At 56.9% G+C, this 14,593-nt stretch carries 13 protein-coding genes; 10 read left to right on the top strand and 3 right to left on the bottom strand.

The annotated features are described in order from the left end of the window. The first annotated feature begins 58 nt into the window (after positions 1-58). The 6 genes from B9Z47_RS07320 (at position 59) to B9Z47_RS07295 (ending at position 7,243) form a co-directional block, all read left to right on the top strand. A complete protein-coding gene (locus tag B9Z47_RS07320; protein WP_108330559.1) occupies positions 59-1,822 on the top strand; it encodes an acetolactate synthase 3 catalytic subunit in 1,764 nt (587 codons plus the stop codon). Positions 1,823-1,824: 2 nt separating this feature from the next. Next, positions 1,825-2,316 (top strand): acetolactate synthase small subunit, encoded by a 492-nt coding sequence (gene ilvN, locus B9Z47_RS07315; RefSeq protein WP_053175395.1) that lies wholly within the window; start codon positions 1,825-1,827, stop codon positions 2,314-2,316. Between the two features lie 39 nt (positions 2,317-2,355). Next, entirely contained in the window at positions 2,356-3,372 is a 1,017-nt protein-coding gene (ilvC, locus tag B9Z47_RS07310) for a ketol-acid reductoisomerase (protein ID WP_108330558.1), read from the top strand. Positions 3,373-3,491: 119 nt separating this feature from the next. Beyond that, positions 3,492-4,301, top strand: coding sequence for a CDP-diacylglycerol--serine O-phosphatidyltransferase (gene pssA / locus B9Z47_RS07305; RefSeq protein WP_108330557.1), 810 nt, complete (start codon positions 3,492-3,494; stop codon positions 4,299-4,301). 198 nt (positions 4,302-4,499) lie between these two features. Further along, complete coding sequence (locus B9Z47_RS07300) at positions 4,500-6,038, top strand: 2-isopropylmalate synthase (protein ID WP_108330556.1); 1,539 nt, start codon at positions 4,500-4,502, stop codon at positions 6,036-6,038. A 191-nt stretch (positions 6,039-6,229) separates the two neighbouring features. Continuing rightward, a complete protein-coding gene (locus B9Z47_RS07295) occupies positions 6,230-7,243 on the top strand; it encodes a serine hydrolase (protein WP_108330769.1) in 1,014 nt (337 codons plus the stop codon). Positions 7,244-7,287: 44 nt separating this feature from the next. Here the strand turns inward: B9Z47_RS07295 and B9Z47_RS07290 are convergent, their stop codons facing one another. The 3 genes from B9Z47_RS07290 to aat form a co-directional block, all read right to left on the bottom strand. After that, the gene (locus B9Z47_RS07290; RefSeq protein WP_108330555.1) at positions 7,288-8,067 is read right to left on the bottom strand and encodes an IclR family transcriptional regulator; all 780 of its coding nucleotides are present in this window, start codon (positions 8,065-8,067) and stop codon (positions 7,288-7,290) included. A 61-nt stretch (positions 8,068-8,128) separates the two neighbouring features. After that, positions 8,129-8,881 carry an arginyltransferase gene (locus B9Z47_RS07285; protein ID WP_108330554.1) on the bottom strand — a complete coding sequence of 251 codons (753 nt, stop codon included), beginning with the start codon at positions 8,879-8,881 and terminating at the stop codon, positions 8,129-8,131. Further along, on the bottom strand, positions 8,878-9,645 hold the full coding sequence (gene aat, locus B9Z47_RS07280) for a leucyl/phenylalanyl-tRNA--protein transferase (protein WP_108330553.1): 768 nt from the start codon (positions 9,643-9,645) through the stop codon (positions 8,878-8,880). The genes B9Z47_RS07285 and aat overlap by 4 nt, the downstream gene beginning before the upstream one ends. A 57-nt stretch (positions 9,646-9,702) precedes the next feature. On the opposite strand from aat, the gene pgeF reads away from it, so the two are divergent. The 4 genes from pgeF (at position 9,703) to phbB (ending at position 14,593) form a co-directional block, all read left to right on the top strand. Next, positions 9,703-10,485 (top strand): peptidoglycan editing factor PgeF, encoded by a 783-nt coding sequence (gene pgeF / locus B9Z47_RS07275; protein WP_108330552.1) that lies wholly within the window; start codon positions 9,703-9,705, stop codon positions 10,483-10,485. 323 nt (positions 10,486-10,808) lie between these two features. Continuing rightward, on the top strand, positions 10,809-12,527 hold the full coding sequence (locus B9Z47_RS07265; RefSeq protein ID WP_108330550.1) for an alpha/beta hydrolase: 1,719 nt from the start codon (positions 10,809-10,811) through the stop codon (positions 12,525-12,527). 28 nt (positions 12,528-12,555) lie between these two features. Further along, entirely contained in the window at positions 12,556-13,737 is a 1,182-nt protein-coding gene (locus B9Z47_RS07260; RefSeq protein ID WP_108330549.1) for an acetyl-CoA C-acetyltransferase, read from the top strand. A gap of 118 nt (positions 13,738-13,855) precedes the next feature. Then, on the top strand, positions 13,856-14,593 hold the full coding sequence (gene phbB / locus B9Z47_RS07255) for an acetoacetyl-CoA reductase (protein ID WP_108330548.1): 738 nt from the start codon (positions 13,856-13,858) through the stop codon (positions 14,591-14,593).

Raw genomic sequence — 14,593 nt, 5'->3', positions numbered from 1 at the left:
AGTCGAGCCCAGGGGCACCCAAGGTTTTTCGTTAGAGAAATTCACAAAGGTTGAATATATGGAAATGATCAAAGCCGACACGGCCAATGCTTCTGCGGGCGCTCAAGAGTTGCGCGGTGCAGAAATCCTCGTCAAAGCGCTTCAAGCTGAAAACGTGCAGTATGTCTGGGGCTACCCTGGCGGCGCCGTTCTTCACATTTACGACGCTTTTTACAAACAAGACACCATTCAGCACGTCCTGGTGCGGCATGAGCAAGCAGCTGTGCACGCGGCCGACGGCTTTGCCCGTGCCACGGGTGAAGTCGGAGTGGCCTTGGTCACTTCCGGCCCCGGCCTGACCAATGCCGTGACTGGCATCGCCACCGCCTACATGGACAGCATTCCCATGGTCATCATCAGTGGCCAAGTGCCCACTGCGGCCATTGGCTTGGATGCATTCCAGGAGTGCGACACCGTTGGCATCACCCGCCCGATCGTCAAGCACAACTTTCTGGTCAAAGACGCCAAGGACATGGCCGAGGTCATGAAAAAAGCCTTCCACATTGCACGCAGCGGCCGTCCTGGCCCGGTGGTGGTGGACGTGCCCAAGGACGTTTCTTTCAACAAGACGCTGTATTCGGGCTACCCCGAGTCTGTTGAGATGCGTTCTTACAACCCGGTGCGCAAGGGTCACGGCGGTCAGATCCGCAAAGCGTTGCAGTTGTTGATGTCGGCCAAGCGCCCTTACATCTACACCGGTGGTGGCGTGCTGCTGAGCAATGCCAGCGCAGAGCTGCGTGCCCTGGTGGACATGCTCAACGTGCCAGTCACCAACACCTTGATGGGCTTGGGCGCTTTCCCTGCCACCGACCGTCGTTTCCTGGGCATGCTGGGCATGCACGGCACGCTCGAAGCCAACAATGCCATGCAAAACTGCGACGTCTTGTTGGCCGTGGGTGCACGTTTTGACGACCGTGTGATCGGCAACCCCAAGCACTTCGCTTCGGTGGATCGCAAGATCATCCACATCGACATTGACCCGTCCAGCATCTCCAAGCGCGTCAAAGTCGATGTGCCGATTGTGGGTGATGTGAAAGACGTGCTGACCGAACTCATGGGCATGATCCGTGAGTCTGGCCAAAAGCCCGATCCACAGGCCTTGGCCCAGTGGTGGGAAACGGTTGAAGGTTGGCGCAAACGCGATTGCATGAAGTACGACAACAGCAACGATTTGGTGATCAAGCCGCAAAAGGTCATCGAAACCTTGTGGGAGATGACCAAGGACGCGGATGCGTACATCACCTCCGATGTAGGGCAGCACCAAATGTGGGCGGCCCAGTACTACAAGTTCAACGAGCCACGCCGCTGGATCAATTCGGGCGGTTTGGGCACCATGGGTGTGGGGATTCCTTACGCCATGGGCATCAAACTGGCCAAGCCAGACAGCGAAGTGTTCTGCGTCACGGGTGAAGGCTCGGTGCAGATGTGCATTCAGGAACTCTCGACCTGCCTGCAATACAACACGCCCATCAAAGTGGTGGCCCTGAACAACGGTTACTTGGGCATGGTGCGCCAATGGCAGGAGATTGATTACTCCGGTCGTTACAGCCACAGCTACATGGATGCATTGCCCAACTTCGTGAAGTTGGCAGAAGCCTATGGACACGTCGGCATCTTGGTTGAAAAACCAGAGGATGTGGAGCCCGCCTTGCGCGAAGCCCGCAGACTCAAGGACCGCACGGTTTTCTTGGACATTCGCACGGACCCCACGGAAAACGTGTTCCCCATGGTTCAGGCTGGCAAGGGCATCACCGAGATGCTCATGGGTGTGGAGGACCTGTAATCATGAAACACATCATTGCTGTATTGATCGAAAACGAAGCGGGCGCCTTGTCCCGTGTGGTGGGTCTGTTTTCGGCCCGTGGCTACAACATCGAGTCCTTGACCGTGGCCCCGACCGAAGACCCCAGCTTGTCGCGCATGACCATCCAGACCACGGGGTCGGATGACGTGATCGAACAAATCACCAAACACTTGAACCGCCTGATCGAGGTGGTCAAGGTCGTGGACCTGACTGAAGGCGCTTACACCGAACGCGAGCTGATGCTGGTGAAGGTGCGCGCCGTGGGCAAGGAACGCGAAGAAATGAAACGCATGGCCGACATCTTTCGCGGCCGTGTGATTGATGTCACCGACAAGAGCTACACCGTAGAGCTGACCGGTGACCAATCCAAGAACGACGCCTTTTTGGAGGCGATCGACCGCAGCGCCATCTTGGAGACCGTGCGCACGGGTGCGTGCGGTATCGGGCGCGGCGAGCGCATCCTGCGCGTCTAAACTTAACTCTTGAACCTGTTTATTCCTAAGGAGAACCCTGTGAAAGTTTTTTACGACAAAGATTGTGATCTGAGCGTCATCAAGGGCAAGACCGTTGCCATCATTGGTTACGGCTCGCAAGGCCACGCACACGCCCAGAACCTGAACGACAGCGGCGTCAAAGTGGTGGTCGGTCTGCGTAAAGGCGGCGCATCGTGGGACAAAGTCGGCAAAGCCGGTTTGACCGTGATGGAAGTCAACGATGCCGTCAAGGCTGCTGACGTGGTCATGATCTTGTTGCCCGACGAGCAAATTGCCGATGTGTACAACAACAACGTCGCCCCCAACATCAAAGCAGGCGCTTCGCTGGCGTTTGCCCACGGTTTCAACGTGCACTACAACCAGGTCGTTCCACGCGAAGACCTGGACGTCTGGATGGTGGCCCCCAAGGCCCCTGGCCACACCGTGCGCAACACCTACACCCAAGGCGGCGGCGTGCCCCACTTGGTGGCGATTCACCAGGACAAGAGCGGCAAGGCCCGCGCTTTGGCCCTGAGCTACGCCATGGCCAACGGTGGCGGCAAAGCCGGCATCATCGAAACCAACTTCAAAGAAGAAACCGAAACCGACTTGTTCGGCGAGCAGGCTGTTCTGTGCGGTGGTGCGGTCGAGCTGATCAAGATGGGTTACGAGACCTTGGTGGAAGCCGGTTACGCTCCTGAAATGGCTTACTTCGAGTGCTTGCACGAGTTGAAGCTGATCGTGGACCTGATCTACGAAGATGGTATCGGCAACATGAACTACTCGATCTCGAACAACGCCGAATACGGCGAGTACGTGACAGGTCCTGAAGTCATCAACGAGCAGTCGCGCGAAGCCATGCGCAACGCCTTGAAGCGCATCCAGACTGGCGAATACGCCAAGATGTTCATCTTGGAAGGCAAGACCAACTACCCAAGCATGACCGCTCGTCGTCGCTTGACCTCCGAGCACTCCATCGAAGTTGTGGGTGCCCAATTGCGCGCCATGATGCCCTGGATTGCCAAGAACAAGCTGGTCGACAAGACCCGCAACTGATCTGGGCCCTTGGGCAAGTTTGAAAAAGGCCACTTGGGTGGCCTTTTTCTTGGGCGCTCGCATTGGCTTAAACTTCGCTGACAAGGGATGGCTGCGAACAGTTTCAACAGGAACGGACGATGAACAACGACAAAGTCGAAGACTCCGAGGTGAATGCGCCGGTGCGCAAACCCTCCAAGGGCATTTACATGCTGCCCAACATGATCACGCTGGCCGCGCTGTTCGCTGGCTTTTATGCCGTGGTCATGGCCATCAATGGCCGTTTTGACCTGGCCACGGTGGGCATTTTCAGTGCCATGGTGCTGGACAGCCTGGATGGCCGCGTGGCCCGCATGACGAACACGCAGAGCGCTTTTGGCGAACAGATGGATTCGCTCTCAGACATGGTCTCCTTTGGTGCAGCTCCTGCGCTGATCGCTTACGTCTGGACCTTGAAAGAATTGGGCCGCTGGGGCTGGATCGCCGCTTTTGTGTATTGCGCTTGCGCAGCCTTGCGCTTGGCCCGCTTCAATGTGAACACGGCCGTGGTCGATAAACGTTATTTTCAGGGCCTGCCATCGCCCGCTGCTGCGGCTTTGGTGATGGGCTTCGTGTGGATCATGTTTGAAAACGCTGTTCCCGCCAAAACAGTGGCTTGGGGCATGTTTGCGGTGTGTCTGTTTGCGGGCTTGACCATGGTGACCAATGTGCCGTTTTACAGTTTCAAGGATATGCACATGAAAAAGAGCGTGCCCTTTGCCACGCTCGTGCTGGTGGCTTTGGGTATTGCCGTCGTTAACATTGATCCACCCACCGTGCTGTTTGCGCTGTTTGTAGGCTATGGCTTGAGCGGTTATGCGATTTATGTTTGGCGCAAGGCCAAGGGTCAGCCCACCAGCATGATCAGCACCTCCACCGATGAGCCCGACGAGCGCGGCTTGCATCAGTGATGTCATGCGCACGACAAAGCCTGTTTTGAACTGTGCTAAAGTATTTCTATGAATTTTTCCTTGTTTGCACTGCTGCTAGCGCCCCACGGGCGGGATGTGTAGCGCACGCAAACATTTTCCCAAAAGGCCCGTATGCCATCCGCAACGGGCCTTTTGCATTTTTTGCTTGGACTTGCGGTTTTCTGACCAGGAGTAGACATGACTGACAAATTGATTATTTTCGACACCACCTTGCGTGACGGCGAGCAATCGCCCGGCGCCTCCATGACCCGTGATGAGAAGCTGCGCATCGCACGTCAACTGGAACGTCTGCGTGTGGACGTGATCGAAGCCGGTTTTGCCGCCAGCTCCAACGGCGACTTTGAGGCTGTCAAAACCATTGCGGAAGCCATCAAGGACTCCACCATTTGCTCTTTGTCTCGCGCCAATGACCGTGACATCTCGCGTGCGGCCGAAGCCCTCAAGGGTGCCAACAGCGGGCGCATTCACACCTTCATTGCCACGTCGCCCTTGCACATGGAAAAGAAGTTGCGCATGACACCCGATCAGGTGTTTGAGCAAGCCAAGCAATCGGTGCGCTTTGCGCGCAATTTGGTCGGTGATGTCGAATTCAGCCCGGAAGACGGTTACCGCAGCGACATGGACTTTTTGTGCCGCATCCTTGAGGCCGTGATCGCCGAGGGTGCCAGCACCATCAACGTGCCTGACACCGTGGGTTATGCGGTGCCCGAGTTGTATGGTGAATTCATTCGCACCTTGCGCGAACGCATTCCCAACTCCGACAAAGCCATCTGGTCCGTGCACTGCCACAACGACTTGGGCATGGCGGTGGCCAATTCCCTGGCGGGCGTGAAGATCGGTGGTGCCCGTCAAGTCGAGTGCACCATCAACGGCCTGGGTGAACGTGCGGGCAATTGCTCGCTCGAAGAAGTGGTCATGGCCGTCAAGACGCGTCGCGATTACTTTGGTCTGGATGTGGGCATTGACACCAGCCACATCGTGGCGGCCAGTCGCATGGTCAGCCAGACCACGGGTTTTGTGGTTCAGCCAAACAAGGCGGTGGTGGGTGCCAACGCCTTTGCCCACGCCTCGGGCATTCACCAAGATGGCGTGCTCAAGGCGCGCGACACCTATGAAATCATGCGCGCCGAAGATGTAGGCTGGACCACCAACAAGATCGTTTTGGGCAAGCTCAGCGGTCGCAACGCGTTCAAACAGCGTTTGCAAGACCTGGGCGTGAGCCTGGACAGCGAGACCGAAATCAACAGCGCTTTTGCCAAGTTCAAGGAACTGGCCGACCGCAAGAGCGAGATTTTTGACGAGGACATCCTGGCCTTGGTCAGCGATGAAAGTGTGACCAGTGAGAAAGAGCAGTTTGGCTTTGTCTCCATGTCACAGCACAGCGAAACCGGGGAGCGTCCCCATGCGGCCGTGGTGTTCACGGTGGGTGGCAAAGAGGTGCGCACCGAGTCGGACGGCAATGGACCTGTCGATGCCTCACTCAAAGCCATTGAAGCGCATGTCCAGAGTGGCGCTGAGATGGTTTTGTATTCGGTCAACGCCATCAGTGGCTCGACAGAAAGTCAGGGTGAAGTCACGGTTCGTTTGCAAAACAGTGGCCGCGTGGTCAATGGCGTGGGTTCCGATCCGGACATCGTCGTGGCTTCCGCCAAGGCGTACCTCAGTGCATTGAATAAACTGCAAAGTACGACCGACAGGGTGGCTGCACAAGGTTAAAATGAATTCTAAATAAGTAATTTTTTGCTTTACAAAAGTCACGTAAGTTGTTGTTCTTGCGTGACTTTTTTTATTTGATTAAACTAGGTTCAGTTTTTGTGAAATCCCCTTTAGCCTGCCAGGACACGACATTGAAATTCGCTGCATTTTCTCCCTCTCCCAAAGCATGGTTGCGTGTGGCTGTTTTCTTCATGTCGGTGGGTTTGTTGACCATCGTGGCAGGTCAGTCGAGCCTGGCGTATGCGCAAACAGGCAAGCAAACGCCGAAGAAAGTTCAGAAGACAGGCAAGAGCACGGGTAAAACCACACCGCGTCAGAACGTGCAAGCTGCCAAGAAGACTTCCAGGGTCAAGTCCCGACAGAATGTTCAGCCTGTCAAAGCCTCTTTTGGTCAGATCGCTGGATTGCGGTCCACTTCGGATGCGCTGGACTTGCGCTCCAGTGTGGCGCTTGTGGTGGATCAGGAAACTCAGGAGGTCTTGTTCCGCAAAAATGACCATGCCGTTTTGCCTATCGCATCGCTGACCAAACTCATGACGGGTTTGGTGGTCTCGGAAGCCAATTTGTCGATGATGGAGCGCATCACGATCACCCAGGCCGATGTGGACACGGAAAAGGGCAGTTCCTCGCGGTTGGCGGTAGGCACGGAGTTGAGCCGAGGCGAATTGATGCATTTGGCCTTGATGTCCAGTGAAAACCGTGCAGCACATGCGCTGGGCAGAACGTTTCCGGGTGGTCTTCATGAATTTGTATCGCGCATGAACCAGCGTGCTCAAATGTTGGGCATGACCGATACCCGTTATGTGGAGCCGACAGGTTTATCCAGCCGCAACCAGTCAAGTGCAAATGACTTGGCCTTGTTGGTGGGCGCGGCCTACAAAGAACCCATGCTGCGGGAGTTGTCAACTTCACACGGTCGTGAGGTTGAAGTCGGAAGCCGCACGCTGCAGTACAACAATACCAATCGCTTGGTGAAGAACCCGGAGTGGGAAATCGGCCTGCAAAAAACCGGGTACATCTCCGAGGCCGGTCAGTGTCTGGTGATGCAAGCCAAAGTTGCGGGTCGCAAACTGATCATGGTTTTTCTCGATTCTGCCGGCAAACTCAGCCGCATCGGTGATGCCGAGCGCGTGCGCAAATGGGTGGAGAAAAAATCTGCCTATCAATCAAGCCAGAATCGGTCGACGGGACAGTTGCCCGGTTGAGTAGTCGGCGTCCAGCAAGGGACGCCATGCCACTGAGCGCAGCCTCAGTGGGCTGAGTGATGCCCAAGGGTGCCGGATATTTCTTTGGCCGTTTCCTGCAGTTTGGGCAGCCAACTTTCGTCTAGCCGGTCAGCTGGCGCGGAAATGGATAAACCAGCCAACAGCTTGCCCTGGTCGTCATAGATGCCTGCTGCGATGCAGCGCACACCCAGCTCAAGCTCTTCATTGTCGAAAGCAACCCCTGAATGTTTGACGCGAGCCAGCTCTCTTTCGAGCACTTGCAGCTGCGTGATGCTGTTGCGTGTCTGACCGGCCAGGCCTGTTCGTGTGGCGTAAGAGCGAACACGCAAGGGGTCATCTGCAGCCAGAAAAAGCTTGCCCACAGACGTCAGATGCAAGGGCGCTCGGCCCCCAATAGCGCGCACCACTTGCATGCCCGAGCGCTCACTGTAAGCGCGTTCGATGTAGACGATTTCATCGCCTTGGCGCATGCTCAGATTGACCGGTTGTTGGATCAACTTGTGCAGATCACGCATGGGCGTCAAGGCGGCATCGCGCACATTCAGGCGACCTTTGACCATGTTGCCCAGCTCCAGCAAACGCATGCCCAAGCGATAGCTGCCTGCCTCCGGACGGTCGACAAAGCGGCCCGTGGCCAGGTCATTCAGGATACGGTGGGCCGTTGAAGGGTGAAGACCTGTTTTCTGGCTGATTTCTTTGAGCGAAATGGCTTCTTCGCGCGAAGCCAAAACATCAATCAAGCTGAACATGCGCTCAATCACCTGAATGGTGGGCGTGTTGGGAAGGGCGGGATCTTTTTTCATCGTGTACTGCAGATGCCAGTATATTTTACACTGTGAAATGAAGGCTGAGCATGCCTGGAGGTCAGGGCGGGTTCGCGCCGTCAAAATCGCGCCATTCGCCATGCACCCGCAACTGGCATGGCTTGAAACGCGATTTGTAATTCATTTTTGAACTGCCTTTTATCCAGTAACCCAGATAAACAAAAGGCAAGCTCAAGTCGCGTGCCTGTTGTATCTGCCAGAGCACGCCGTAAGTGCCGTAACTGGCGCGGTCATCGGGCTCGTAAAAGGTGTAAACCGCAGACAGGCCGTGGTTCAGGACATCCACGATGCTGATCATCTTGAGGTCACCTGGCTGACCATCTGCCCGGGGCAGCCTGAATTCGATGATGCGTGAATTAACGCGGCTTTGTAAAAGGAATTGTGTGTACTGGTCCACACTGTCTTGATCCATGCCGCCGCCGCAGTGGCGGGCATTCTGATAGCGCAAATACAGGGCGTAGTGTTCTGGCGCGAAATGCAGATCCAGCACCCGAACGCTCAAATGCCGATGCGCCTTCAGTGCTCTGCATTGGCTCCGGTCAGGCTTGAATTCGGCCACTTTGACGCGCAAAGGCTGGCAAGCCTGGCAGCCATCACAGTAGGGTCGGTAGGTGAACATCCCGCTGCGGCGAAAACCTTGTTCAACCAAGTCCGAATAGACCTCGTTGTGAATCAAATGGCTGGGCGTGGCCACTTGCGATCGCGCAGAGCGATGCGAGAGATAGCTGCACTCATAAGGGGCAGTGGCATAAAACTGCAGCGCCTGAAGCGGAAGGTCTTTCAGAAGGGTCACTTGCGAGGGTCCAGAGCCATCAAGGTGGGCCAGTATAAAGTTTGCGTGGCCCACGGGATGTTCGGTTGTTTTTGTGCGGTTTGCAGGGTGCAAAAGAATTCACTCCTTTGGACTTCACGGGCACCCATTGACGCCAGGTGGCGCGTGTTTTGCTGACAGTCGATGGCGAGGATGCCATGCTGGCGGCAAACACTGACCAGGCAACTCAAAGCCAACTTGGAGCCATCGGTGAGGCGGGTGAACATCGACTCACCAAAAACAGCGTGACCCAGTGCCACAAAATACAAACCCGCTACGAGCTCACCCCTGAGCCAGACTTCGCAGCTGTGGGCAAAGCCCAGACGATGCAAGTCCTCATAGGCTGTGACCATTTGGGGCACGATCCAAGTGCCATTCTGGCCTTGCCGATAGGCCTCAGCGCAGCGACGGATGACTTGTGGGAAATCCCGGTCAAAGCACAACTCGAAATCGGGTGAAAGCTGCCAACGTTGGAGGGTTTTGCGCAGCGACCTGTGGAAGCGAAATTGGTCAGTTTGCAGCACCATGCGAGGGTCAGGGCTCCACCAAAGAACCGGTTGACCGGGGCTGAACCAGGGAAAAATGCCTTGGGCATACGCTTGCAGCAAGCGTTCAGCAGACAGGTCGCTGCTGGCTGCGAGCAAGCCGGGCGCAGGGGATGAGGGACCCCATGCCGAGGTGGCGGGGGGCAATGGCTCATTGGCCAAAATCCAGGGCAATGCGGGGGCTTGGGATTCGCTGGACATCCAAGGATTACACAATAAAAGTCCTTCGATGTTCTGCCCAACCTCTATGATTTGACGATGCGAGACATTCCTAACCATTGGATTTTGCCCAACTGGCCCGCGCCTGCGCGCGCGCTCATGACCAGTCGCCATGCGGGGGTGTCTTTGCCGCCTTGGGACCGAATGAACCTAGGGGACCATGTGGGCGATAGCCCCGCGCATGTCCAGTCCAATCGGCAGCGATTGGCCGAGGTGATCGAGAGGCGTCCTGTTTTTTTACAACAAGTGCATGGCGTTCACCCGGTGCGTTTGCACTCTTCCTCGGTGGATGGCGTTCAGGCGGATGCTTGCTGGACCGATTGCCGCGAGGTGGCCTGCACCATCATGGTGGCCGATTGCTTGCCCGTGCTGCTGTGCGATGGTGCAGGGCAATGGGTGGCCGCAGTTCATGCTGGATGGCGTGGGCTTGCAGGCCAGCAGGGGCAGGGGGTGCTGGAAGTCCTGTGGTCCGATTTGTTGCATGCTGGCGTCAATGTGACCGAGGTGCTGGCTTGGTTGGGGCCATGCATCGGCCCGCAGGCGTTTGAGGTGGGGCCTGAAGTCAAAACCGCTTTGGACGATGGCTCACCATCGGTCTCGGCGTTGTTCGCGCCCTCAGCCGAGGGCAAATTCAAGGCTGATCTGGCGGGATTGGCCAGGCTGCGTTTGCAAGCCTTGGGTTTGTCGCAAGTCTATGGCAATGACAGCAGTCCGTCTTGGTGCACGGTGTCACAGGCGGACCTGTTCTTTTCGCACCGCCGTGACAGTCGCCGCTTCGGACAAACCGGGCGAATGGCCGCTTGCATCTGGCTCGACACTTGAATCGATGTTTGCTGGAGCCATCACAACTTCTTCTTGAGCGGGTTGATGTGCTTTGTTTCGGGCTTTGTACCTCAGCGGGGTACCCATCAGGTAAACCACCAAAGCCATGGGCAGCAAGCCATAAAACACAAACGTGATGATCGCCCCCAAGACACTTCCTTGAGTACTAAAAGCTTCAGCCAGTGCCATGAGCAAGGTCACATACAGCCAGGCGATCACGATCAAATACATAAATTTTTTTGCCTTGTAATTTAGGTGACAATAAATTGAAAGATACTTCGCTCAGGTGATTCGAAAAAAATGAATTCTTCAGGAGACAACACATGAGCGCTTCAACGCCAGAATTCTGGGCCCAAATGAGTGAGGGGTTCCAGCAGAACCTGTCCAAAAGCTGGGGGCAGGCCATGCAGCATTTTCAGACCATCGACTTGGGTGGGCTCAAACCCGGTGCCGATTCGGCGGCTCCGCAGCTCAAATTCTCTCCTGAAAAGCTCCAGGCCCTGCAAGGCCAGTACTTCAAAGACGCCTCGGATTTGTGGAATCAGAGCCTGCACAACAGTTTGCAGGTCAAAGACCGCCGTTTTTCGGGCGATGCCTGGGCTTCCAATCCGGTGGCCGCTTTCAACGCCGCCACCTACCTCCTCAACGCCCGCACCCTGATGGGCCTGGCCGATGCGGTGGATGCCGATGACAAAACCCGCACCCGCATTCGTTTTGCCATTGAGCAATGGGTGGCCGCCGCCGCGCCCAGCAACTTTTTGGCCTTCAACGCTGAAGCTCAGAAAAAAGCGGTTGAAACCAAAGGCGAGAGCATTGCCAAAGGCGTGCAAAACCTGATGCACGACATGCAGCAAGGCCATGTCTCCATGACCGACGAAAGCCTGTTTGAGGTCGGCAAAAACGTGGCCACCACCGAGGGTGCTGTGGTGTTCGAGAACGAGTTTTTCCAGCTCATCGAATACAAGCCACTGACTGCCAAGGTCTATGAAAAACCTTTCCTGTTGATCCCGCCCTGCATCAACAAGTTCTACATCCTCGACCTGCAGCCTGAAAATTCCCTCATCCGGTATGCCGTGAGCCAGGGGCACCGCACTTTTGTGGTCAGTTGGCGCAACCCAGATGAGTCCATGAAGGACAAGACTTGGGACGATTACATCGAACAAGCCGCCATCCAGGCCATCCACACCGTGCAGGACATCACTGGCGCACCCAAGATCAATGCGTTGGGTTTCTGTGTGGGCGGCACGATCTTGTCGACCGCCCTGGCCGTGCTGGCCGCGCGTGGCGAAAAGCCCGTGGCCAGCGCCACCTTCCTGACCACCCTGATCAACTTCACCGACACCGGCATTCTGGACGTGTTCATTGACGAGAACTTCGTCAAGTTCCGCGAGCAGCAAATGGGCAAGGGTGGCTTGCTCAAAGGGCAGGACCTGGCATCGACTTTCAGCTTTCTGCGCCCAAACGACCTGGTCTGGAACTACGTGGTGGGCAATTACCTCAAGGGCGAGACACCGCCGCCGTTCGACTTGCTGTACTGGAACAGCGATTCAACCAACCTGCCCGGTCCTTTCTACGCCTGGTACCTGCGCAACACCTACCTTGAAAACAACTTGGTCAAGCCGGGTAAGGTCACTGTGTGTGGCGAGGCCATTGATCTGGGCCAGGTCGACATGCCGGTCTACATCTACGGCTCTCGTGAAGACCACATCGTGCCGATTGGCGGCTCTTATGCCAGCACCCAGGTGCTGCCCGGCAAAAAGCGTTTTGTCATGGGCGCATCGGGCCACATCGCAGGGGTGATCAACCCGCCAGCGGCCAAGAAACGCAGCCACTGGTTGAGTGACAGCAGCAAGTTCCCGGCCGATGTGAACGACTGGATTGCCAGCGCCAAAGAGCAGCCTGGCAGCTGGTGGACCGACTGGTCTGACTGGCTGAAAACCCATGCAGGCAAGCAAATTGCAGCCCCCAAAACCTACGGCAAAGCCAGCAAATTCAAAGCCATCGAAGCGGCACCTGGCCGCTACGTGAAGGCCAAAGCCTGATTTTTATCCATCCCACGGAGACTTGAAAATGGAAGACATCGTTATCGTTGCAGCCGCCCGCACTGCGGTTGGAAAGTTCGGCGGCTCGCTCGCCAAGACCCCCGCCACCGAGCTGGGCAGCATTGTCATCAAAGGCCTGCTGGAGCGCAGCGGCCTGCCGGTAGACGCCATTGGCGAAGTCATCATGGGCCAGGTGCTGGCCGCGGGTGTGGGCCAAAACCCAGCCCGCCAAGCCATGATGAAAGCCGGTGTGGCCAAAGAAACACCAGCGCTCACCATCAACGCCGTCTGCGGCTCGGGCCTGAAGGCCGTGATGTTGGCCGCGCAAGCCGTGGCCTGGGGCGACAGCGAAATCGTCATCGCGGGTGGCCAAGAAAACATGAGCGCCAGCCCGCATGTGCTGAACGGCAGCCGCGATGGCCAGCGCATGGGCGACTGGAAGATGACCGACACCATGATCGTGGACGGTCTGTGGGACGTTTACAACCAATACCACATGGGCATCACCGCCGAAAACGTGGCCAAGGCCCACGGCATCACCCGTGAAATGCAAGATACATTGGCCGCTGGCAGCCAGCGCAAGGCCGCTGCTGCACAAGAATCCGGCAAGTTCAAGGACGAAATTGTCGACGTGCTGATTCCTCAGCGCAAAGGCGATGCGCTGGTGTTCAACACCGACGAGTTCATCAACAAGAAAACCAGCGCCGAAGTGTTGGCAGGCCTGCGTCCGGCTTTTGACAAGGCCGGCAGTGTGACGGCGGGCAACGCTTCGGGCATCAACGACGGCGCAGCCGCCGTGATGGTCATGAGCGCCAAAAAAGCCGCAGCTTTGGGCCTCAAGCCCCTGGCCCGCATTGCCGCCTTCGGCACCAGCGGTCTGGACCCTGCCCACATGGGCATGGGCCCCGTGCCTGCCTCGCAAAAGGCCCTGGCCCGTGCCGGCTGGAAAGCCCAGGACGTGGACCTGTTCGAGCTCAACGAAGCCTTTGCCGCGCAAGCCTGCGCTGTCAACCAGGCACTCGACATCGATCCCGCCAAGGTCAACGTCAACGGTGGTGCGATCGCCATCGGTCACCCGATTGGGGCGTCCGGTTGCCGCATTCTGGTCACTTTGCTGCACGAAATGCAGCGCAGCAATGCCCAAAAGGGCTTGGCCGCGCTTTGCATCGGCGGCGGTATGGGCGTGTCGCTGGCCATCGAGCGCGTTTAAAAACCTGCGCGCTCAAGCAGCGTTTGTTGGCGCACTGCCCACCGTATAAGGGCAGCCAACAATGGCCACTTGAGCGGGCATCATTGATTTCACTTCACTCATAACAAGGAGACAAACCATGAGTCAAAAAGTAGCTTACGTCACTGGTGGCATGGGCGGTATCGGTACCGCTATTTGCCAGCGCCTTCACCAAGAGGGCTTCAAGGTCATCGCTGGTTGCGGTCCTACCCGCGACGCCGCCAAATGGCTGGACGAGCAAAAAGCCCTGGGCTTCACGTTTTACGCCTCGGTCGGCAACGTCGGCGATTGGGATTCCACTGTCGAGGCCTTCAGCAAGACCAAAGCCGAACACGGCAGTATCGATGTGTTGGTCAACAACGCCGGTATCACCAAGGACCGCATGTTCTTGAAAATGAGCCGCGACGACTGGGACGCTGTGATGAACACCAACCTGGACTCCATGTTCAACGTGACCAAGCAAGTGGTCGCCGACATGGTGGAAAAAGGCTGGGGCCGCATCATCAACATCAGCTCGGTCAACGGCGAAAAAGGCCAAGCGGGCCAGACCAACTACTCGGCCGCCAAAGCCGGCATGCACGGCTTCTCGATGGCGTTGGCCCAAGAGATGGCCACCAAAGGCGTGACCGTGAATACCGTGTCACCTGGCTACATCGGTACCGACATGGTCAACGCCATTCGTCCTGATGTGTTGGAAAAGATCGTGGCCACCGTGCCCGTCAAGCGTCTGGGCAAGCCCAGCGAAATTGCTTCCATCATTGCCTGGCTGGCCAGCGAAGAGGGCGGTTACGCCACGGGCGCTGACTTCTCGGTCAACGGCGGTTTGCACATGGGCTGA

The organism is Limnohabitans sp. 2KL-1, assembly GCF_003063435.1.
Classification (GTDB): domain Bacteria; phylum Pseudomonadota; class Gammaproteobacteria; order Burkholderiales; family Burkholderiaceae_C; genus Limnohabitans_A.
This window is presented reverse-complemented; position numbering and strand designations above follow the sequence as displayed.